General features: G+C 40.4%; 22 protein-coding genes and 1 tRNA gene. 17 read left to right on the plus strand and 6 right to left on the minus strand.

Translation table 11 applies throughout. The annotated features are described in order from the left end of the window. Positions 1-3: 3 nt before the first annotated feature. From mltG to ABJF57_RS13535, 13 genes are all read left to right on the plus strand, one after another. On the plus strand, positions 4-1,038 hold the full coding sequence (gene mltG / locus ABJF57_RS13475) for an endolytic transglycosylase MltG (RefSeq protein ID WP_462229919.1): 1,035 nt from the start codon (positions 4-6) through the stop codon (positions 1,036-1,038). Beyond that, positions 1,038-1,445 carry an acyl-CoA thioesterase gene (locus ABJF57_RS13480; RefSeq protein ID WP_462229921.1) on the plus strand — a complete coding sequence of 136 codons (408 nt, stop codon included), beginning with the start codon at positions 1,038-1,040 and terminating at the stop codon, positions 1,443-1,445. The genes mltG and ABJF57_RS13480 overlap by 1 nt, the downstream gene beginning before the upstream one ends. A 301-nt stretch (positions 1,446-1,746) precedes the next feature. Beyond that, positions 1,747-1,831 (plus strand) — tRNA-Ser (locus ABJF57_RS13485). 152 nt (positions 1,832-1,983) lie between these two features. Next, positions 1,984-2,481, plus strand: coding sequence for a hypothetical protein (locus tag ABJF57_RS13490; protein WP_462229923.1), 498 nt, complete (start codon positions 1,984-1,986; stop codon positions 2,479-2,481). A 189-nt stretch (positions 2,482-2,670) separates the two neighbouring features. Next, positions 2,671-3,594, plus strand: coding sequence for a cyclic nucleotide-binding domain-containing protein (locus ABJF57_RS13495; protein WP_462230421.1), 924 nt, complete (start codon positions 2,671-2,673; stop codon positions 3,592-3,594). Between the two features lie 117 nt (positions 3,595-3,711). Continuing rightward, positions 3,712-3,945, plus strand: a complete 234-nt coding sequence (locus tag ABJF57_RS13500; RefSeq protein ID WP_462229925.1) for a thioredoxin family protein — start codon at positions 3,712-3,714, stop codon at positions 3,943-3,945. Further along, entirely contained in the window at positions 3,945-4,922 is a 978-nt protein-coding gene (locus tag ABJF57_RS13505) for a permease (protein WP_462229927.1), read from the plus strand. The genes ABJF57_RS13500 and ABJF57_RS13505 overlap by 1 nt, the downstream gene beginning before the upstream one ends. Positions 4,923-5,006: 84 nt before the next feature. Continuing rightward, entirely contained in the window at positions 5,007-5,891 is an 885-nt protein-coding gene (locus tag ABJF57_RS13510; protein WP_462229929.1) for a leucine-rich repeat domain-containing protein, read from the plus strand. Positions 5,892-6,231: 340 nt separating this feature from the next. After that, positions 6,232-6,594: a hypothetical protein gene (locus tag ABJF57_RS13515; RefSeq protein WP_462229931.1), complete on the plus strand. Its 363-nt coding sequence runs from the start codon at positions 6,232-6,234 to the stop codon at positions 6,592-6,594. Between the two features lie 54 nt (positions 6,595-6,648). Beyond that, positions 6,649-9,792: an efflux RND transporter permease subunit gene (locus tag ABJF57_RS13520; RefSeq protein WP_462229933.1), complete on the plus strand. Its 3,144-nt coding sequence runs from the start codon at positions 6,649-6,651 to the stop codon at positions 9,790-9,792. Next, on the plus strand, positions 9,789-10,670 hold the full coding sequence (locus tag ABJF57_RS13525) for an efflux RND transporter periplasmic adaptor subunit (RefSeq protein WP_462229935.1): 882 nt from the start codon (positions 9,789-9,791) through the stop codon (positions 10,668-10,670). Before ABJF57_RS13520 ends, ABJF57_RS13525 begins: the two co-directional genes overlap by 4 nt. A 252-nt stretch (positions 10,671-10,922) precedes the next feature. Beyond that, positions 10,923-11,321, plus strand: a complete 399-nt coding sequence (locus tag ABJF57_RS13530) for an OsmC family protein (protein ID WP_462229937.1) — start codon at positions 10,923-10,925, stop codon at positions 11,319-11,321. A 1-nt stretch (position 11,322) separates the two neighbouring features. Then, entirely contained in the window at positions 11,323-12,003 is a 681-nt protein-coding gene (locus ABJF57_RS13535) for an aspartate/glutamate racemase family protein (protein WP_462229940.1), read from the plus strand. A gap of 72 nt (positions 12,004-12,075) precedes the next feature. Here ABJF57_RS13535 and ABJF57_RS13540 read toward each other — a convergent pair whose 3' ends face one another. The 6 genes from ABJF57_RS13540 to ABJF57_RS13565 form a co-directional block, all read right to left on the minus strand. Beyond that, entirely contained in the window at positions 12,076-12,267 is a 192-nt protein-coding gene (locus ABJF57_RS13540) for a YgaP family membrane protein (protein ID WP_462229942.1), read from the minus strand. Positions 12,268-12,274: 7 nt separating this feature from the next. After that, complete coding sequence (locus ABJF57_RS13545; protein ID WP_462229944.1) at positions 12,275-12,583, minus strand: hypothetical protein; 309 nt, start codon at positions 12,581-12,583, stop codon at positions 12,275-12,277. Between the two features lie 6 nt (positions 12,584-12,589). Continuing rightward, on the minus strand, positions 12,590-15,796 hold the full coding sequence (locus tag ABJF57_RS13550) for an efflux RND transporter permease subunit (protein ID WP_462229946.1): 3,207 nt from the start codon (positions 15,794-15,796) through the stop codon (positions 12,590-12,592). Continuing rightward, positions 15,796-16,887 carry an efflux RND transporter periplasmic adaptor subunit gene (locus ABJF57_RS13555; RefSeq protein WP_462229948.1) on the minus strand — a complete coding sequence of 364 codons (1,092 nt, stop codon included), beginning with the start codon at positions 16,885-16,887 and terminating at the stop codon, positions 15,796-15,798. Before ABJF57_RS13555 ends, ABJF57_RS13550 begins: the two co-directional genes overlap by 1 nt. A gap of 3 nt (positions 16,888-16,890) precedes the next feature. Continuing rightward, complete coding sequence (locus ABJF57_RS13560; protein WP_462229950.1) at positions 16,891-18,219, minus strand: TolC family protein; 1,329 nt, start codon at positions 18,217-18,219, stop codon at positions 16,891-16,893. A gap of 540 nt (positions 18,220-18,759) precedes the next feature. Continuing rightward, positions 18,760-19,389 carry a Crp/Fnr family transcriptional regulator gene (locus ABJF57_RS13565; RefSeq protein WP_462229953.1) on the minus strand — a complete coding sequence of 210 codons (630 nt, stop codon included), beginning with the start codon at positions 19,387-19,389 and terminating at the stop codon, positions 18,760-18,762. A gap of 214 nt (positions 19,390-19,603) precedes the next feature. Here ABJF57_RS13565 and ABJF57_RS13570 point away from each other — a divergent pair, with 214 nt between their 5' ends. From ABJF57_RS13570 to acsA, 4 genes are all read left to right on the plus strand, one after another. Continuing rightward, entirely contained in the window at positions 19,604-20,029 is a 426-nt protein-coding gene (locus ABJF57_RS13570) for a DUF6799 domain-containing protein (protein ID WP_462229955.1), read from the plus strand. A 61-nt stretch (positions 20,030-20,090) separates the two neighbouring features. Continuing rightward, complete coding sequence (locus ABJF57_RS13575) at positions 20,091-20,978, plus strand: hypothetical protein (protein WP_462229956.1); 888 nt, start codon at positions 20,091-20,093, stop codon at positions 20,976-20,978. Between the two features lie 343 nt (positions 20,979-21,321). Further along, positions 21,322-21,525, plus strand: a complete 204-nt coding sequence (locus tag ABJF57_RS13580) for a universal stress protein (protein WP_462229958.1) — start codon at positions 21,322-21,324, stop codon at positions 21,523-21,525. Between the two features lie 19 nt (positions 21,526-21,544). Then, positions 21,545-23,287: an acetate--CoA ligase gene (gene acsA, locus ABJF57_RS13585; protein WP_462229960.1), complete on the plus strand. Its 1,743-nt coding sequence runs from the start codon at positions 21,545-21,547 to the stop codon at positions 23,285-23,287. The last annotated feature ends 1 nt before the right edge of the window (position 23,288 follow it).

A 23,288-nucleotide genomic window follows, 5' to 3' on the forward strand; every position in this document is an offset into this window, starting at 1 on the left:
TACATGCGTAAAAAATATTTCATCGCAATTTTTCTCGTGGTTTTCACCATGATGCTGTCTTCATTCGCTTTTTATACGTATCAGATTCTCTATACGCCCAATGTACTGATAGAGGAAGAAGATAGGTATTTCGCCATCCCGAAGGGCACTACGTTCAAAGAGCTTCAGAACATGCTATCGGATCAGCGAATAGTCAACGACCTGGTATCATTCAGTTTCCTGGCTAAGCTCAAAGACCTGGATACAGGTGTGAAGAATGGCATGTATCTCATTAAAGGTGACATGACCAACGTTGAATTAATCAACCTGTTAAGGTCAGGGGCACAAACACCGGTGAAACTTACTTTTTCACATGCCAGACTCTTGAACCAACTACCAAAGATTCTGACATATAATTTGGAAATTGACTCAGCAGACCTGGCTCCGCTGCTATTACATGATACAACAGCCGCTTATTATGGATTTAATAAAGAGACCTTCATAAGCATGTTTCTCCCCAACACCTACGAAGTGTATTGGACGATGACACCTCAAGGTTTACTGGATCGGATGAAGCAGGAATACGACAGGTTTTGGAGTGATGAAAGGAAACGTAAGGCCGAGCAATTGGGAATGTCTCAAGTAGAAGTATCGACCTTGGCATCTATTGTTCAAGGCGAAACCAACAAGATGGATGAAGCGCCAGCCATTGCTGGCGTGTATATCAACAGGCTGGAGCGGAGAATTCCGCTGCAAGCAGATCCTACCCTTGTCTTTGCCATAGGGGATTTTACCATCCGGCGAATACTCAACAAAGACAAAGAATTTGAATCGCCCTACAACACGTATAAATATTATGGATTGCCTCCTGGCCCGATCAACATGCCGGGCATTCCTGCACTCGATGCAGTTTTAAACTTCGAAGATCATAAATACCTATATTTCTGTGCGAAAGCCGATTTCTCAGGGTATCATGCATTTGCACGTACGCTGAGCGAGCACAATATAAATGCGCGACGATTTCAGCGAGCACTTAATCAGGAAAGAATCTATCGATAATGTATACACACGAAGTACAACTACGCGTCCGATATGCTGAAACTGACAAGATGGGTTTCATGTACTATGGTAACTACCCAAAGTACTATGAAATCGCACGTGTTGAAGGATTTCGAGCGCTGGGCTTTCCGTATAAAGAGATGGAGGATACAGGCGTGGGCATGCCCGTATTGACCATGAGTATCAAATACCATGGACCTGCGAAGTACGATGACTTGCTCACTGTCAAATTGATCATCCCGGAAATGCCACGCGCGCGTATGAAGTTCTTGTATGAGATAAGGAACGAAGAAGGCACCTTGATCAACACTGGAGAAACCATTTTAGCCTTCATGAATTTGGAGACTGGGAGGCCTGTGAAAATGCCTGAAAGAATGAAAGAATCAATTTCCTCATTTTTCGAGTGATTAGAGTTTGTCTCTTTGCTGAAAACTACTACTTTTGCGATCCGATTTTCGCAGCTTATGGTTAAGGAAATCGGCAGAGTAGGAAGCTGCTCGCAAATATTTCAAACCTGCCTGCGGTAGGCAGGGACCCAGAGGCGTGGCAGACTTGCCTTCCGAAGCGTAGCGAAGGGAGGGTGGTCGAAAGCGACTCTACATACAGAGGCGTGGCAGAGTGTCCTAGCCGGACGCGTACGAATGCGGCGGACCCGCCTCGAATAAGACATAAGAGTAGGAAGCTACTCAAAAGATATTGCAGGGACCCAGAGGCGTGGCAGAGTGGTCGAATGCGGCGGTCTTGAAAACCGTTGTACCGCGAGGTACCGGGGGTTCGAATCCCTCCGCCTCTGCAATTAAGCCTCTTGATGATATATCAAGGGGCTTTTTTCATTTCAGGTAACTACATAGGTACCAACATAAGTTTATTTTTACCATTCGAAGAATACCACAAAACAGGTATTGACTTTCTCGGTGATTAAAGGTTAATTAGTGCTGATTAGCTATGCATAAACTCACTATTTTCTTAAGCATGACTATGCCTTTTATTGCCTTGTGTCAAATCCCCCTATCACCAATAGATTGGGGCGTCTCAAAAGGTGTGATGGTAAAGTATGAGCCGAAAGATCCACTCGCCGGACTCAATTCTTTAACCGAATTCAATTCAGTAAACGTAGAGAATAGAAATGCTATGCTCATAGCCGAAGTAGATGTCTTTGTCGAGCAACAAATTGCACAGCGTAAGAAAGTCAATAAGATTATTGATGATGGAATCTCCGAAATGCCTGTCATTCACTATGAACTTAAAGGCCCAAACATACCGGGGCGTGAAAGATATTACGAGGCTTATGTTGAAATCACAAAAATGCTGAATGGAGATACGCCACTTAATTTAAAACGAGCGGTATTTGCCGTTGAAGCCGCCAACGATCCAACATTGGATTGGGAGGTTTTTCAAAGATCCATTAGTGATATGGTGACTCATGTAACCACTATGAGTTAAAGTGTGATAGACTGATTTTGAATTCAAAGAGAATCTTATGACTAATTTACTTTTTTAATAATTCAACATGAATCAGAAATCCATTCTTGTCATAGAAGATCATCAAGCAGGTAGAGAAAATATCGCTGAGATACTTGAGCTTTCTAACTATTCTGTAAAAACTGCATCAAACGGAAAACTGGTGTGAAAATGGCGCTTGATTCCCATCCAGATTTAATCATCTGCGATATAATGATGCCCGAATTAGATGGCTATGAAGTGTTGTATTTGCTAAGTGAAAACCCTAAAACAGCTGCTATTCCGTTCATCTTTTTAACAGCAAAGGCTGAGAAAACTGATTTTAGAATAGGTATGAATATGGGTGCAGATGATTATATCTCGAAACCCTTTGAAGAATTAGAACTTCTAGAATCAATTGAACGGAGACTGAAGAAATTTGAAGAACTATCTAAGGCCGGTGATATAGGTGATTTAGTCATATCAGCATCAAAATACGATAGCCTGGGAGATATTGAAACAGAAAAAAAAGTTCAGATTTATAAAAGAAACGACATCATTTATAGAGCGGGCGACCATAGCTCGCATGTCTATAAAATTAAGACCGGAAAAGTTAAGATCTATCGAATTAATGATGATGGGAAGGAACTAGTAATCAACATTTTAAAGGAAGGCGATTTTCTCGGAGAACAATCCCTGATTCAAGACACTTCACGAACTGAATTTGCAGAAGCATTAGAGAAGACTGAATTAATTCAAATCTCAAAGGAGGACTTTCAAAAACTGATTTTCAACAATAGAGAAGTATCAAGCCGTCTGATAAAGCTAATATCTAAGAATCTAGTCGACAGAGAAGTTGAGCTTATGGAAATGGCTTACAATACTGTGAGAAAAAGGACAGCCGATAATCTGATGAAACTCCACGATGCCTATGCTAATGATAAAACCCCTGTAACTTTTGAAGTTAGCAGAGCTGATCTTGCAGGTATGGTTGGAACTTCTCCCGAATCTATTATTAGAATTCTATCAGAGTTTAGGAAAGACAAGTGGCTAAGAGCAGATGGGAAATTGATTACAATTCTAGAGCCAGAGAAGATCGCTCTTGTAAAATATTGATGTCTCACCAGCATTAATGAACCTCTTTTACCGCTGACTTAAGTATGCCTTTGAGTTGATACACGTCATTCTTTTCAGAAATCATTGCTCGTATCTTTCCATTATTAAAAACAGACTATGAAAACGATTAAGATATTGGGAATGGGATGCCCAAAATGTAAGCAAACTGAAGCGGTTGTCCAGAAAGTCATAAAAGAGCTCGGAATTGATGCTGAAGTAATAAAAGTCGAAGACATTGAGCAGATCATGCAGTACAACATACTATCCACACCTGCTTTGGTCATTGACAATATAGTTAAGTCTAAAGGACACGTCCCTACAATTGATGAAGTAAAAGACGCATTGATTTAATGTTTGACCAGTTACAAAATTTTGCTGACTGGTTAATTTATTCAGTCTTCAGAGTTGCCCCAGAAAGTCATCTGGGTGAGGCTCTGAACTTTTTTGTTTACGACACACTTAAAATTCTAATACTTCTTTTTCTCATTATTTTTTTTATGGGAGTTGTTAACTCTTATTTCCCGGTAGAGCGTCTAAGGAACTTTTTGAGTCGTCATAGATTTTACGGCCTGGACCATTTACTTGCCTCCATATTTGGCGCAATAACTCCTTTCTGTTCTTGCTCTTCAGTCCCCCTATTTATTGGATTTGTGCAGGGAGGTATTCCTTTGGGGGTAACCTTTTCTTTTCTAATTACTTCCCCTTTGGTCAACGAAGTAGCTTTGGCTCTTTTTATAGGCATGTTTGGTTGGAAAATTACCCTGATTTATGCTCTTTCCGGGATTTTACTAGGAGCGATAGGTGGGTGGATTTTGGGGAAATTGAACCTTAAAAACTATCTGACAGATTGGGTAAAAAAGCTTTTAGCAAAGTCGGATAAGCAGGAAGACGTGTTTGAGAATGAGAAGCGAACCTTTATTAAGCGAATTCCAGTAATTGCTAATGATGCATGGAATATTGTGAAAACAGTTGTTTTATATGTGATTATTGGTATTGCGATTGGTGCAATAATGCACGGATACGTTCCCGAAAATTTCTTCCAACAATACCTCAGTGGAGGACAATGGTGGACAGTTCCTTTGGCCGTGATTCTGGCTGTACCTATATATGCCAATGCGGCAGGAATCGTTCCAGTAATTCAGGTACTTGTTGCAAAGGGTGTTCCAATTGGAACTGCTATTGCATTTATGATGAGTACCATTGGGCTTTCATTACCTGAAGCCACTTTACTTAAGAAAGTAATGACCATGCGCCTTATTGTAATTTTCTTTGGAGTGGTTGCGCTCTTTATTATTGTCTCCGGCTTCTTGTTCAACCTGATTCTATAAAATGCAGAAAATAGGTTCGCTGTGTTAGCTAGGCAACAAAAATCAGACTGTATGTAATGCTAAATGACCTTAGAAGATGTAAGTATGGAAATTGAAGAAGTATTCAATAAACTGATTAAAGCATATTCTGACGAGAATCTGAATCACATAACAGGGAAATTGATTTTACTTTATAAAAACAAGAATTATAGTAAAATCCGAGAAATAATTAAGAGAATCTCAGAATTCATTCCTATTGACGATGAGAAAGATGCAAAGTCTTTCTCCAAGTTGATGATGTTGTACCACCCAGATAAAGGAGAGCAATCCAGAAAATTGATTCAAACCCTTTATAAGAAAAATGATTTTGAAAATTTACAGAAGCATTCTCATATCTTGCTATTAAGTGATATTGACAATATAGCCGCTGCAGAAATAGATGAAAACATTGGTTTTGAACCAGAGTATACCTGGGATACAAATGCAAACGATGGATTCAGCTTTACAGATTCATCAGGAGAAACAGACTTGGAAAATGAGTCAACAGACATTCAGAGTGAAAGATCGTTCTATAACCTGGTTAAGTTAAGAGAATATGGTACTCTAGATATAGAATTCCCTCCTTACTATCTTCATGATTTCGAAGAATTTGAAATGGCACATAGTGGACTAGAATCATTGGAAGGAGTTGAACATTGTATTCACATGAGAATTCTTGACGTTTCTGACAACTCAATATCCGATATAGGAAGACTTTGGGATTTGCAGAGCTTGGAGGAACTATATTTAGCTAATAATCAAATAGGATATATTGATACACTAGACAACTTGATAAAACTCAAAGTGTTGGATTTGTCAGGTAATCAAATTAATGATATAACTCCATTACTGAGTCTGCCACATCTGGAATATGTAAATCTCATCGGAAATCCAATAACTATCAATCAGATTGAGTTATTGAAGAATAAGGGGACAATATTAATGATTTAGAGAAAGTATGATCATCTGCCTTATTGCAATTTCTTAAGATCGGTTACTCTCTTTATTATAAAATTCGAGCTCAAAATAAACCCTATCACGGCATTACAAAAAGAATTGGTTTGGTAAGAAGTGCTCATGCCCTATTGATATTTCGGTACATAAAGTCTAGCTGAATTCACTTTTTTATTCAAAGTACATCAAGAATCAAATTGGCCCATGCTTGTAAATGACCAAAATCAACAATTTCGCTGACGCAGCTTATTCCGATTTTCTCAAATTCTTATTTGGTTTGATTACAAATTAGAACACTACTATTTAGTCGTGTTGGCTATTTCGTAGCTTTGTCTAAGTGAGGCACTTTAAAACCATATCGTTAGTACTTGCCGGAGCCTTACTCCTGCTTCACACATTTATTCCGCATCAGCATCATTCGGAGCTTGATGAAGCGGAGCATATTGAGCAACATCAGCAAGCAGATGATCTTTTTGACCTGCTGCAACTGGTTTTTCATATCGACCTGGGTGGAGATCATTTAGAAGATTTTAAAACTGCCAGCTTTACTTTCACCTCTCCTGATTTTTTTGATCACTCTGTATTAGAGCGAACTTATTATAGCGTTCAATTGGATCAATTTCCAACAGAATTTATCTCTGACAACTCTGTCCAGGAGATACACAGCTTACAATTTAGAGGGCCCCCTGCTATCGCCTAGCACATCCATCGTCCACAAGGACATTATTTTCTTCTAAATCATTTTTTCTGAATTATGCTTGAAAGAATCATACGATTCAGTTTAGCTAATAAACTGATCATTTTACTATTGACCGTATCTGTGGTAGGCTATGGACTATTCTCCATGACCCGGATATCTATTGGCGCTGTACCAGATGTGACTAACAACCAGGTACAAGTTATTACCACCTCCAGAAACCTATCCACCACCGATGTAGAAAAATTCATCACCTATCAGGTGGAACTGGAAATGGCCAACTTGCCGGGAGTCAAGGAAATCCGCTCTATCTCTAAGTTTGGCTTGTCTGTAGTTACCATCGTCTTTGAAGACGATTTGGGAACCTACCTCCCACGTCAGCTTATAGCAGAAAAAATCAAATCTGCATCGGATAATATTCCGGAAGAATTTGGCTCTCCTACCATGGGACCTATTACCACCGGCCTTGGCGAAATCTACCAGTATGTGTTGGAAGTAGCTCCTGAGTACAAAGACCAATACACCACTACGGAATTAAGAACCATACAGGATTGGGTAGTGAAGCGTCAGCTCTCGGGAATACCCGGCGTAGTGGAAGTGAATACCTGGGGTGGTCACCTGAAACAACTCGAAGTGACCATTAATCCCGAAACGATGAAATCCCAAAACCTGTCCTTAAATACCGTTTTTGACGCCCTCTCCATGAACAATAACATTGCTGGGGGTGGCTACATCGAAAAGGGAGATCAAGCATATTTCATCAGAGGTGAGGGTGCCGTCTCCAGCATCACAGACATTGAAAATATTGTCCTGGATAACCGGGCCGGAATTCCCGTTTACGTGAAAGATATCGCGGAAGTAAATATTGGCTTTGCCAATCGATTTGGTGCAATCACCGGAAATGGTGAAGGAGAGAAAGTGCTTGGTCAGGTAATGATGCTCAAGGGTTCTAATGTGAAGGAAGTGATCTCGCTGGTTAAAGCGAGGGTGGATGAAATACAAGAAACCCTACCGGCCGGCATATCCATCAACGGATTTCTGGAGCGTAGTGAACTGATCAGCAGGACCACCTTCACGATCACTGAAAACCTTGTTTTAGGTTGTCTCATTGTCATCTTTGTCGTAATACTACTGCTAGGTGATATTCGGACAGGGTTGATCATTGCATCGGTAATTCCCATCAGTTTGCTCTTTGCTATTTCACTCATGTACCTATTTGGTATCGATGCGAACTTGATGAGTTTAGGAGCTATAGATTTTGGAATCATCATTGATGGGAGCATCATCATCATTGAGTATGTGGTTTTCCAAATTCAAAACAAGCAGGCTGACCTCCGCCTTCTGCCCCGATCCGAACAGCAGCCTGTCATTGACAAAATTACCTTTCAAGGTGCTTCCAAAATGATGCACTCAGCCGTGTTCGGACAACTTATCATCATCATCGTATTCATTCCTATCCTGACACTTACAGGCATAGAAGGAAAAATGTTCATACCAATGGCCCTGACCTTCTGTTTTGCTTTGATTGGGGCCATGTTGCTTTGCTTTACCTACGTTCCTGTGATCACTAGTTTATTGGCTAGAGCCAGCAAAAGGGATTCGAATTGGTCGGACCTCTTCATCAAGAAACTTCAGCATGTGTATCAGCCCATTCTTACATTGTCGCTTGACAATAGCAAAATCGCTTTGTTCCTGGCAACCGGGTTACTGGCCGTGTCTGTATTTGTATTTACCCGTCTTGGAGGAGAATTTGTGCCCACCCTGGATGAAGGTGATTTTGTGATACAGCCAATCCTGGAAACCGGCACTTCCTTGAGCAGGACAATCGAAATAACTACTGAAATAGAAAAGGTGATAAAGCAATTTCCGGAGGTAGATCAGGTGGTGACCAGAATTGGAGCAGCAGAAATTCCAACCGATCCCATGTCTATGGAAGAGACGGATGTGATCATCACTTTACATCCGAAAGGCGAATGGACATCCGCCACAAGTAAAGACCAGCTGGCAGATCTTATCAAAGAGGAATTGATCGTACAAATTCCAAATGTTGACTATGAATTTACCCAACCTATTGAGATGCGTTTCAATGAGTTGATCACCGGTGCGAGGGCTGATTTAGCCATCAAAATCTATGGGGAAGACCTAGAGGTATTGACTAATAAAGCAGAGGAAATTGAGCAGTTGATCGAAAATGTTGAAGGTGCCTCTGATATCACCATCGAAAAAGTAGAAGGGCTGCCACAAATGCTGGTAGCTTATGATCGAAGTAAAATTGCCAGATACGGACTCAATATTTCGGAAGTTAATGATGTGATCACCTCAGGTTTTGCCGGAAAGACAGCAGGTGTTGTATTCGAGGGAGAACGAACGTTTGACCTGGTGGTACGCTATGGTCAGGGATTTCGAAAGGATATCAACGATATAAAAAATGCGACCATATCTACGCAAGCTGGCTTACAGATTCCACTACGAGAACTGGCCGATATCCGATACACTCAAGGGCCTGCTAAAATTTCCAGAGACGACACTCGGCGAAGAATCGTTGTGGGTGTCAATGTGAGAAACCGTGATTTAGAGTCGGTAGTAACAGATGCCCGAAAGCTGATTGAAGCGAATATTTCACTTCCCGTTGGCTACTCAATCTCGTATGGTGGCCAATTTGAAAACTTAAGGAACGCCAGAGAGCGACTAACCTTTGCTGTGCCATTGGCATTATTCCTCATCTTCATTATGCTCTTTTTCGCTTTCAAATCAGTGAAGGATGCATTTCTGGTATTCACAGCCATTCCTTTGGCCGCCATTGGTGGCGTATTTCTGTTATGGATCAGAGGACTACCTTTTAGCATTTCTGCCGGTGTTGGATTTATTGCGCTCTTTGGAATTGCAGTATTGAACGGAATTGTTCTCATTGGACACTACAAATCCTTGATTGAGTCCGGCAGCTACGCAAGCATCAGAGAAACCATCATTGAAGGAACGAAGCAAAGAATGAGACCTGTACTGCTAACCGCTTCAGCCGCAGCACTCGGATTTCTGCCCATGGCTGTTTCAACTTCCGCTGGTGCAGAAGTACAGCGACCTCTCGCAACCGTAGTGATCGGAGGCTTGATTACCGCAACCCTATTGACACTGGTTGTACTACCAACCATTTTTTATCTATCCAATAAAAAGCATTTATCCACTCAAAAATTGATAAAATGAAAAAGCTAATATCCATATACATTATGCTCATTTTGCTGGGATGCAGTGAAAAACCTGAGCGAACAAATCAAGAGCAGCAGACCGAAACAGCGGCCATACCCTCATCAATCCTGGATAAACCAATCTCATCTGAAACAGGTGAAGACAATGTGTTATCCATACAAGGAATGGTGGATGTACCACCGAACCAGCGAGTGAGCATTCAGCCCCATTTCGAAGGGTTTATTTCAAACCTCAGGATACTTGAGGGCAGCAAAGTGAAAAAAGGTGAATTGTTATTTAAACTGGTCAATCCAGAATTCATCGCATTGCAAGAGGACTATCTGATGGATAAAGCTACAGTAGCTTATTTGGAAAAAGTTTTCAGCAGATCCAAAACGCTGCATGCGGAACGAGTAACAGCGGATCAAGATTTTGAGGAGATGCAAATGAACTATCAAATAGCTAGGGCCAATCTCGAAGCTGTAAGTAAAAGGCTCAGAATGATGAATATTCCACTGGATGACGTTACACCTGATCGATTATTTGAATCTATTAATATCTATGCGCCAATATCCGGTTACATAGACAGGTTATTAGTTAATACAGGTGAATTCATTGAACGCGGAAGAGAAGTGGCGACCATTGTAAATACCGATCACGTACATCTGGAATTAAGAGTTTTTGAAAAAGATCTAAAAAATATCAGCGAAGGGCAACTTATCAAGTTCAGAGTTCCGGAAATCAGTGCTACCAAATATGAATCGAAGCTATTTTTAATTGGAAAATCCATTGATGCTCAAACACGCATGATCCAGGTACATGCGCATGTGGATCATCCAGAATTGGAATTACTCCCCGGAATGTTTGTAGAGGCTGAAATTGTATTGGCAAAATAAAAATTCCTTGCACGAATAAACAATCTGAATATAGATATTACATCAACTGGAACTGATGAAGCCTTGATAGCAAGCGGACATTAAAAATTAGTTTTAGGAATTTCCTAGTTGGTGAGACTCCTCGAGTATGAATACCAAATTAAAAGCCAGGGTTTGAATAATTATAACATGACATTATTCATTTTGAAATCTGCCATATGGCACTAATTCACTGCATAATAAGTAGTTACTTGATGTCTAAATTTTGATATTATGAATTACAGAGTTACTGCCGAATCATTTGCCGGAAATGATGCAACAATCTCCATAAAAGAGTCCAATATCAATTTTGGGACTACCGTTTCAACTTCTGAAACTTTACCAAGCCCTGCTGAATTATTCCTTGGTTCTTTTTCTGCTTGTATCCTTAAAAATGTTGAGCGGTTTTCTGAAATGTTAAAATTCGAGTATCAGAAAGCTACTATCAAAGTGGAGGCTACTCGCCTTGAAACTCCTCCTAGGATGGAAGATATCGAGTATATCCTGGAAATTCATAGCACAGATGACAATCTGAATGTGGAGTTACTAAAGAAGAATATTGAAAAATATGGGACCATATTTAATACCGTCAATTCGGCATGCAGAATTTCTGGACAAATAATCAAGGTTTGATATGAAAACATTAGGAATGATAGGCGGTACTTCATGGTTCTCAACCATTGAATATTACAGGCTCATAAATGAGCAGGTTGGTAAGAGAATTGGTACCTCTGGTAACCCTCCGCTTATCCTTCATAGCATCAATATTGAACTGATGCGGAGGCAGGATAAGGAAGAGATTAATGCAAAGTACCTGGATGTTTCACTAAAACTCCAGCAAGCAGGTGCGGAAGCAATTATTATTTGTGCCAATACGCCACATATGGTTTACCCATATGTTCAACCAAAAATTGATATTCCTATTCTACATATAGCAGAGGCGACTGGAAACGAAGCGGCTAAGAAAGGTCTGAAAAAGCTGGGCTTACTTGGAAATAGGCCTACCATGACTGGGAATTTTATTCCCTCTATTCTAAGTGATCAATTCAAAATACAAACCATCATTCCTGATGAAGAGAACCTAGGCCAGGCTCACGATTATGTATCCAAAGAACTAACCCAGGGTATCTTTTCAGACGAAGCGAGAGGCTTTTTTCTAAAGCAGATGCATCTTCTTCAGCGGAAAGGAGCTGAAGGAATCATACTAGGATGTACTGAATTGCCTCTTTTGATTAAAAAAACTGACTTCAACATTCCTTTATTGCCAACAACAGAATTGCATGTGAAAATGGCTGTGGATTTTATCCTGAGTTAACTTTTCTAATCCTACCTAATCAGAAGCAAACTGCTATTTACTATTGCTCTGACTTTATGCTTGAGCATAGGCTTAATGTTTCTCGGAAACTCCAAGCTTTTTGAGGATATCGCTCAGGAGACACCATTTGGTGAAAGAGGATTGCAATAAATTGGCTCCAACAAATGCAGTGAACCACAACCAATTTTGATTCACATATATGGCTAGTATCAAGCTTAGCAAAATAAAGCTTCCCGCTACTGCATGTACAATTCTATTTCTCATTTTTGTATTATTTATTCGTTTTTTTAATATCAAGCACGGCAGCATGAATTTTCGATGCTGTTTCTTGTCCGTCGTTCAATTTGTCGATCAGCTCGAGAACCTCATCAATAAGCTCCTTCTGCACAAATGCATAGAAAAGTATCGATGTGTGTTCTCCAATATCAGAAGCAAACCAGTTTGCTTCCATTGGCTGATCTGATAAATCCTTGTAGCCAGTGACATCCATGTATGAAAATGAATTGACGCCCGACTTTTTCAGGAGAAGTTTGATGTCTTTTTCGAATTGGCTTACTGCCGTAATAATTATTAGTTCCATAATATTTTATTCAAGCTGCTGCTTATTCTCCCACTTTTTATTCTCCGTCATGTAATAAATCAGTGGTACAACAATGAGTGTGAGGATGGTAGACACGATCGCACCAGCAACCAGAGATATCGCCAATCCCTGAAATATTGGGTCAAACAAAATGATCGATGCGCCAATGACAACAGCACCTGTTGTAAGTAAAATCGGAGTTGTTCGGACAGCACCAGCATCAATTATCGCTTGCTGCATTGAAGCTCCCTCTCTTAGTCTAATCTCTATAAAGTCAATAAGAAGAACTGAATTCCTCACCATTACTCCAGCCAGGGCAATCATCCCAATAAAGGATGTAGCGGTGAAATATGCTCCGAGTAACCAATGCCCAAGAACGATCCCTACTAATGAAAGCGGAATGGCTATCATCATGACTAATGGTGTTTTGAAATTTTGAAACCAGCCCACGATCAACATGTAGATGACAATAATTACCACAAGAAAGGCCGCTCCAAGGTCTCTAAATACCTCGAGGGTAATCTGCCATTCTCCATCCCATTTCACCGTAAAATCAGATTCATCGGAAGGCTGGCCGAGGTATAATTCATCTATTGAATAACCTGCAGGTAGCTCAAACTCCTGTAGCTTTTCTGTCATCCCGAGTATAGCGTATGCAGGGCTTTCTAAATCTCCAGCCATATCAGCCATCACGTAAACGACCCGCTTCTGATCTTTCCGATAGAGCGTCGCATGCAAAGTGTCTTCAACAACCTCAACAAGATCACTCACGGGAACCAGGTTCCCTTGTATTCCCTTTATTTTGATACTTCCAATATCACGCAGGCTGGACTTGTCACTATCATCCAACGCAAGCACAATTCCTATGGGATTGTTGGAAGACTCGTCGTAGTAGTTGGAAACCGGATGCTCCTTTAATATGTAAGTGAGGTTTCCCACCACCTGCTGTGGTACGATCCCATTCAGCATCGCTTTTTCCCTGTCGATTTCCAATATATACTCAGTCTGTCCTTCTTCAACTGTCCAGTCTACATCAACTACATCTTGAGTCTTTTTTAATAGATCTTTTACTTGTAGAGCTACTTTGATCTGCTCACGATAATCTGGTCCGTATATTTCTGCCACCAGTGTTGACAAAACAGGTGGGCCGGGTGGTACTTCCACCACTTTCACATTCGCTTTATACCTATCTGCAATCTTTTTCACTTCTGGTCTTACCAGAGTTGCTATTTCATGACTGTCGAGTGAGCGATCGCCTTTGTGTAGCAGGTTTACTTGAATATCAGCCATATTGCTTCCTCCTCGCAGATCATAGTGTCTTACGAGACCATTGAAGGTGATCGGAGCTGAGGTGCCTATGTAATTTTGATAATTAACTACTTCTGGGACCGTGGAGAGATATTGAGCTATTTCTTTTGTTACGACTGCTGTACGCTCCAATGTTGTTCCCTCAGGCATATCAATTACAATTTGGAATTCATTCTTGTTATCGAAAGGCAACATTTTTACTGCCACAGTCTTAGTATAGAATAAACTCATGGATCCGAGCAGCAGAACAGCCGTTACACCAAGCATCATCCATCGTTTGGTTTTGCTAGTCAGAAAAGGTTGTTCTATTTTCTGGTAGATCTTATAAATACGACTTGTCTCATGCCCTTGCTCCTCTTTTTCCTCATTTGAATCCTTTTCACGCAACAAATGATATCCCAGGTATGGTGTAACTGTGAGGGCAACAAACAGCGAAAGCATCATGGCTATTGAAGCTCCAATTGGCATTGGGCTCATGTAAGGCCCCATCATTCCTGATACAAAGGCCATTGGTAAAATAGCTGCTATCACAGTGAAAGTTGCCAAAATGGTCGGGTTGCCCACTTCGTTGATTGCATAGATGGCAGCTTGCTTGAACGGTAGCCTCCTGGACTTAAAATGACGGTGCATATTTTCGGCAATGATTATGCTATCATCAACCACAATACCAACCACAAATACAAGTGCAAAGAGTGTAATCCTGTTAAGTGTATAATCCAGCATGTAATAGCTAAATAGCGTCAAAGCAAAAGTCAAAGGCACGGAGAAAAAGACGACTAATCCGCCGCGCCAACCCATTGCCAACATTACTAATACTGTGACAGCTACTATGGCGACACCAAGGTGGAGTAGTAATTCTCCAACTTTATGTGATGCAGTTTCTCCATAATTTCTCGTCACCTCAACCCGAACATCATCAGGTATAAGGTTTTTCCTTAATCGCTCTACTTGATCAAGTATCTTTTCAGACACTTTCATGGCATCTGCACCTTTCACCTTGGCCACAGAAATTGTGACTGCAGGATACTCTGATGGATGTGCAGCAAAGCTTTCATTCAAATGACCATAGCCAAAGGATACATAGTTTGAAGGGGTTGACGGACCATCGGTTACTTGAGCAACCTGATCCAGATAAACTGGCATATTCTTGTTTACACCGACAACAATGCTCTCAACGTCTTCTACTGTGGATAGGAATCTTCCTGTAGTGACCAAAAATTCTTCATCATTGCTAACGATTTTTCCGGATTGAGAACTACTATTTCCTGCTTTGATCATCTGCATGATTCCAAGGGGATCCACGCCATTTTCCGCCATCTTGTCCTTGTCGAGTACAATTTTAAGTTGTCTTGTTCTCCCTCCAATTTGTTTTGTGATGGCTACATCCTTAATTTTTTCTATTTCTGATGTGAGTTCCTCGGCGATTTGTCTCAGTTGATAATCATCGTACTGTTCGCTCCAGAGCGTGAGGCCCAGCATCGGTACATCGTCGATTGACCTGGTCTTCACCAAAGGCTGATAAACTCCTTCAGGAAATATATTTTGATGCTTCTGGAGCTCATCGTATAGCTTGACATATGAGCGTTCAATGTCTTCACCAACAAAAAACTGTACGATCATGACAGCCTGCCCATTCATAGACATACTGTGGACATGTTCCACTCCTTTGATGTTGGATATTACTTTCTCCAAAGGCTTCACTACTCGACTTTCTACCTCCATTGGACTTGCTCCAGGATAACCTACCATCAAATCCGCCATTGGGACATTTATTTGTGGCTCCTCCTCTCTTGGAATCAGAAACGAGCTGTAAATACCAATAATCATCAAGGCCACCATAAGTAGAATGGTGAGCTTAGAGTTAATGAAAAAATTGGCGACTTTACCTGAAATTCCCTCTTGCATTATTGTGCGTTTTTATTTGTTTCCACTACCACCTTGGCACCATTGTACAGCTTCCCTTCTGCGGATACAATGAATCGTTCGTTGGCCTTCAAGCCTGAAAGAACTTCTACTCGACCATTGTCTTCCTTTCCAATCCTAAGCCATCTGAGAATGGCTGTCTGATCATTGCTTATCGCATAAATACCTGTTAGTTGTCCTTGTTTTACCAGTGCGGCTTTAGGCACTGACACTCTCTGCGAAGAAGTCAAGTTGCTACCCGGAAATTTTACGTTTGCAAACATTCCCGGCAGTACGCCTTCCATCTCGCCGTTCAAATCTATTTTTACCAGGTACTGTCCTCCAGTATTCTTTGCTGAAGGACTCACTTCTGTCACTGTGCCCTGCAGTTCCTTTCCAGGTGATTTAACCAACACCAGAGCTTCCGAACCTTTCTTAATCTTTGAAATATCCACCTCTGAGACAAGAGCAGTTGCCTGATATTCATTCGTTCCTTCCACCGCGATCAGAGGCATGCCCGGATTTGCCATATCACCGGGTTTGAGGAATGTGTTTATCACCACACCATTAAATGGAGATGCGATATTCGTGTAAGTAAATTGTGCTTCAATCTCTTTTTTCATCTCCCTGGTAGCTGTAAGATTCGCCTTGGCTATTTCGTATCTGGTAGCCATATCGTCTAGTTCTTTCTCAGAAGCGCTCTCTTTTTCAAAGAGTGTTTTGAACCGCATGTAGTCTTTTTCTGCATTCTGAAATGCACTTGTTGCTTGCAATATGGAAGCTTCCACCTGGGACTTCTTCGCTATCAGATCTGAATTGCTTATCACAAGAAGTTGCTGTCCTTTTCTAACTTTTTCACCCACACTTACATTCAACTTCGTAATGACTCCCATCATCCTGGTACTTAAGTTGGCGCTATTTTTTGCCTCTATTTTTCCACTAGCCGTGATGGGATCTGCTTCTAAAATGGCCGCACCCGTGCTCACCTCTACTTGGATTGGCGGGAGTTGCATCCCTTCAGTTTGATCGCCTGTTCCACAACTAATGATGGATAGTGCGGTGATTACTATGCCTATATATTTTGCTATTTTCATTGCTTATCTGGTTAAAAATCTTAGATATTCTTTTGTGAAATTGTATTCGAACATTGCCTGCAGGTACTCAAGCTCTTTTTGAAACATTTGGGTTTCGGAAGCGAGAACATCTGTTGTCTTTTCGAGACCTTCAGCAAACCTGTCTTTTCTTATTCTGTATGCTTCTGTAGATTGATTGAGTACTTCCTTTGATAATGTCACCTTCGCCTCCGCATCAGCAAGCTGACGATATGCTTTATTGAGTTCCAGCTGGCTTTGGATCTGATAATTCTCCTTTTCAATTTGTGCCTTTTCAAGCTCCGCTTTTGCCTTATGAATTTTTCCAATGTTCTTGTATCCATTGAATAAATTCCATGAAAGCCGAACTCCTACCAGGTATCCGTTTGCTCCAAAACCGAAAGGTTGATTATCATACAGTTGGTAACTCCCAAAGGCGTTGATTCTTGGCAGAGAGGTCACCTTGTTGGATTTTAAGATTTTCTCATACCCTTCAACGGATTTGCTCATTGCGTTGAGATCCTTTCTAAAAGTTGGCACCACAACTAAGTAGGTACCTTCATCGAGCATCGCGGTGATCTGACCTGCTGGTTTATAAATTTTCTCACTCGCTTTTTCCCCCATTAAAAGACTGAGGTAATCAGAAACATTTCGAATGTTACTTCTGGCTTGTCTAAGTTGATTTTCAACTTCTCTTTTCCTCACCTGAATAGCAAGCACGTCGGTTTTTTGAACTAATCCCTCATCGTAATAGTCAGATATTAATGTGAGGCCTGCACTAGAAGTGTTCTCCGCTTTTTCCAGAACTTCAACCACTTTGTATGCGAGCTGTAGCTGCATATAGGCTTTGCTCCCTTCCAATTCGAGATACTCTTTGGTCCGGCCTACCTGAAGCTCGTAAGCTTCCGATTGTATTTTGGCGGCTTGACGTTCATATGTTCCATCGAGATTAAATAATGGCTGCAGCACCTGAATTTCAGTTGCATAATTATCAATCCGAGAAGGGTTATTTAATAGGTTTGGGTCAAAATCTGCTGGAGTTAATATCTCTTGATTGAGCTTTGAGCCAAATGCCATCAGCGGGTTATTGGTAAACATGGCAGTATGCGAGGCAGTGACTGATGGTAGAAACAATGCGTTCGACTGACTGTAGTCCGCCCTAGCCATATCAACCTGCTTATTTGCTGCTTTCACTTGCAAGTTATTATCAAGTATTTGCTGTATTAATTCAGGTTGTGAAATGGTCAAGGTGTCTTGACTTTGGGCCTTATAGACCAATCCAGCTATACTGAAAAGCACTATAAAAAACTGCTTTATCATTTCTTGTTTCATCATTTCTTTGACTTCTAATTGTTGCAAAGGTGACCAGAGTCTTTTCCATTTTTTGTAACCCTTGTTACACTCCAATTACTCAGCTAGCTCAGGATAATGACCCAGCTTTTTTCTTGATTAACTTTAAAATATTCTACGTAGGTTGATTCAAAATTTTTGTAACATTTGTTACAGACTGTGACTTGTAAGCAATCTCGTTTTTGAATTTTTTTTCCGTTTTAACTTATTGATGAGATCTTTCTTATTCGATGATTATGGTCATCTTTTGTAGTGATTACTCTTCTTTTAGCTAAGCCTTACTCTGTAGAAGTTTTGATGTCGAGGATTACAATAAATATGACATAAAAAAGGGCCATCATTAAGATGACCCTAAAACAACCCAATCACCACTACTCTATTTCTTTTCTATCAGGGTTTACGATTGCCAATGAGCAGTTGATGTAACATTTGTTACACAAGGGTTTATTAGAGTATTTTCCTGAAAACAACCTTGAATAATGTCAAGAAGGCAAGTTTCTTGGGTTAGAGAGTTTTGACTAGGGGTTAGAGTATTTCTATTCTATTGCGATGCTGCTCGATTTTTTCTTCTCTTTCCATGTGCTTTAACAATCTGGAGACAACTACACGAGAGGTGTCAAGGTCTCGAGCTATTTGCTCATGCGTCTTATTAATTATATAGGAGCCTGTTGCCTGTTTTGTATCAAGTAGATATTTATACAGTCTACTATCCATTTTAGAAAAGACAATGCTGTCTATTGTTGTCAGAAGTTCATCAAATCGCGTTTGATATGAGATCAAGACATGACGCCTAAATGATGGGTATTTTGCTATCCAGGAATCAAGGTAGCGAGTAGGGATCATCCATACGCTTGAATCCTCTTCCGCTATTAACCTAAATTCTACATTCCTACTGTCCATACAACAAGTTATGGACATGGCACAAGTCTCTCCTCTTTCTAAATAATATAGAAATACCTCTTTTCCATCTGGATTTTGTCTCATCACTTTCAACAATCCTTCGAGGACAAGAGGTATCTCCTTCCCTGAAGATTCTGAATCCACCACAGGCCTTCCAGCACTTGTCTTTTTCAACCTTCCAATCGATAGAATCTCTGTTATCAGTTCTGCTTCAATACCTATTGAATTGAGTATTTGATTCGCTAATTCTTTCATTTCATGGAGGTTAATTCCTTCTGACAATTTAGACAACTGCCCATTTAGAAGAACTGATGAAGGTCATATTTAGATAGAAATTTTTTCTGTAAAAAACTCAATGGGCAATCTGAGTTAATTTCTACCAATTAATTGATCAAGATCACTATAATACTTGACTCAGTTCATTGAAAGCTATTCTCCTATAGAGTAAAGTATAATCAGCAAAAAAACAATGAAAAAATATAGAACAATGAAAAGAGTAGTGATTTTACTAGTGCTGGTTGGTCTAGGGATTAGTTCAACATTGGCACAGAATCCGGTTCAGGATAAAGATCAGAAACGAAAACAATTGCGAGAACACGTGATGTTTCAAGATGGCCAAATGTATCAAATTAGAAATGGTGAAAGAATTCAACTGAAATCCCAGCTGAAGTTAAAAAATGGAATGTCAATTAACCCTGATGGAACCTACCGAAATAAGGCTGGTAAAATGTTTCAATTTAAAGATGGTCAATGTATGGATTTAGATGGTAAAAAGTATAGAAATAAAAACACCTATATGAACCGGATGAATCGAATGGATAAAAAGAGAATGAATAAGCCAGGATCTGAGCAAAAAAAGAAGAAAGGATCAGGGAAGAAGGGTAATGGAAACTGAGACTTAGTTATGAACTTTAAGAGAATCCTTTTTAAAAAGGGATTCTCTTCTATTGATTAAAATGAAAAAAAACCTTCATACCTGGTTGACGACAGGCTTAATTCTAAGCAACCTACTGTTTGCCCATGCACAGATCGAAGCTTCCGATGATTCAGTTAAGCACTCCAAATCCTCTTACTTACTGATAGGGTTAAGCTATAATAATGACTGGGTTTATATGGGAAGAAGTGATTCCCTTGCAAGTCCTTATATGATGCCCAACATTGAGTACAATCATAAGTCTGGCATTTTCATTAGTAGCTCACTTTCCTATTTAACAAGCAAATCCATCCAAAGAGTAGACTTAATATCTATAATGTTAGGATATCATTATTCCAACGATGTAACAAGTTCAGGTATTTCTGCCATAGGATATTTCTTTAACGATGATAGTTATAATATTCAAGCAGAAATGAATTTGTATGCAAGTGCATGGTTCATCTATGACTTTGACTTAGTTGAGGCAGGATTATCGGCGGCCATTGGTCTTAGTGGTACGGCTGATGGTTTCTCAAGCGTAGAACTTCGAAGATCATTTTATTTATTAAATGGCGATCTGAAAATACGTCCAGGTATAGAGGCTAATTGGGGAACTCAGCAGTACTACAATGAATACCTACAATATCGAAGTTCATCCTTTGGAAACAATCACATGAAAGGAAAAGGACCCGGTGGAGGTCAGGGCGCTGGATCAACCGTTGTTGTGGAAAAGGTGTCCAAATTTCGTCTCCTTGATTACGAATTTTCCATATATGCACAATACGATCTTAATGAGATACTACTTTACTCTGAAGCCACATACGCTGTTCCTTTCAATCCCGCAGAAGTCACAATTGATGACGTGACATTTGAAGAAAGTTTAGGCAATAAGTTTTTCTGGGAAGCTGGAATCAGCTATTCTATCTTTTGATAAATACCCTCCGTATAGCTCTTCACTTTTTGAATATGCTATTGTTTTGATGAACAAAGTGAATGAAGGTTGGTAACACAAGCGATACTATGACTAAGATCATCCTTTTATGTTGAAAAATGTCCTGTTTCATAATCACTAGCTGAGTTATACTTCGTGATAATGCTATAGCACTCATCAATAACCCGCTTACTAATATCCATGAAAAGGTATCATAAAATTTAAATATTCTTAATTGAGTGATATAAGCCTGATAAGGATTATTCTTAACGATGATATTGGTCATTCACAAGCTCCGTCAATTTCTCTAGGTTAATCATTCGTCTTCAAAGAATGATAGCTCATGAATAAGATTTTGTATGCCACTGACTTCTCCGAAAATGCAAAGAAGGCCTTTGGATATGTGGCCAAACTGGCACAGTATCATCATGCGGATTTGATCATGCTACATGTATTTGACATTCCTACTTCATTTGATTTCCCTTATATAGATGATGCTCGTGAAATGGAGCGACAGGCAATTAGAGAGTCAAAAAACAATCAATAGATCGTGAAAACTTTTTATTATGAAAGAAAGACTATCAACTACTGACAATTCTAAGAAACCTAACTTGGTAAACTATCAGAAATTTTATGACAATTTTTCCTGGCATAATGAGCTTTCTCTTCTGGGAAATACGAAAGAACATGGATTGAACATTGCTTACGAAGCTGTGGATCGTCATGCTGAAGGTGGTTTGAAAGATTGGACCGCCTTACGTTGGATAAAAAAGAACAGGTCAATTGTGGATTACTCTTATGCTGATTTGAAAGTACTCACTTCACGTTTCGCCAATGTGCTCACTCACTTGGGTACCAAAGAAGGTGAACGGGTTTTCTCCCTTACGGGGCGTATTCCCGAGTTGTACGTCACAGCACTGGGAACGCTGAAATTTAAAGCTGTTTTTTGTCCCCTATTTTCCGTATTTGGTCCTGAGCCTGTTTTCCAACGGCTCAAAAGTGGTGATGCCAGAATACTCGTAACTACTTCTTCCTTATTTGAGAAAAAGATTCTTCCTTTAATGGATCGACTTCCCTCCTTGCAATACATACTCCTTACGGACAAAGAGGAACACACTGAAAAAAAAGTACTATCCCTTCCCTATTTGATGAGAACTGCTGACAATGAATTTAGAATTCCACATACACAACTAGATGCTCCAGCTCTGTTGCATTTTACAAGTGGAACTACCGGTATGCCTAAAGGAGCCATGCATGTACATGGGGCGTTACTAATGCATTATGCAACCGGAAAATATGTATTGGACTTTCATTCGAAAGATGTGTACTGGTGCACTGCCGATCCAGGCTGGGTTACGGGTACCTCCTATGGAATTATTGCGCCTCTGGTCAATGGTGTGACCAATATTGTAGATGAAGAAGAGTTTGATGCAATCCGGTGGTTCTCCATATTAGAAGAACAAAAAGTGAATGTGTGGTATACAGCACCCACCGCTATCCGAAGACTTATGCGCCTGGATTTTAGGCCATTAGATAAATACCACCTGGAGCATCTACGATTGATTCTCAGTGTTGGAGAACCGCTTAATCCTGAAGCTGTGCTATGGGGGGAAAAGGCATTCGGAATGCCAATTTTAGATAATTGGTGGCAAACTGAAACAGGAGGTATTATGATTGCAAATTATCAAAGCATGAAAGTGAGACCAGGCTCAATGGGAAAACCACTTCCGGGTATTGAGGCCGCTATTGCCGAAGTGACAGACGATGATATTCGTATTATCTCAGAGTCCGGGAAACAGGGGCACTTGGTACTTAAAACAGGTTGGCCTTCCATGTTCCGAACTTACCTTCATGAGGAAGAGCGCTACCGAAAATGCTTCCGTGGCGACTGGTACATATCAGGAGACCTTGCCAAACGTGATGAAGATGGTTATTTCTGGTTCATTGGCAGGGCAGATGATATCATTAAGACCTCAGGCCACATGGTTGGCCCGTTTGAGGTAGAAAGCTGCTTGATGGAGCATCATGCTGTTGCTGAAGCTGCAGTTATTGGAAAGCCTGAGCCCATGATAGGTGAGCTGGTCAAGGCCTTCGTTGTTTTGAAAACTAACTTAACAGAGAGCAACGAGCTTCGTCTTGACATTAGGGCTCATGCCCGAAGAAAGCTCGGTCCGGCTGTTGCCCCTAAAGAAATAGCGTTTGTATCGGATCTGCCAAAAACAAAGAGCGGAAAAGTACTAAGAAGATTGCTCAAGGCCCGTGAACTGGGCTTACCAGAGGGCGATCTTTCCACGCTGGAGCGTTCCTGAA

Source organism: Ekhidna sp. (genome assembly GCF_039940915.1).
In the GTDB taxonomy this organism is placed as follows: domain Bacteria; phylum Bacteroidota; class Bacteroidia; order Cytophagales; family Cyclobacteriaceae; genus Ekhidna.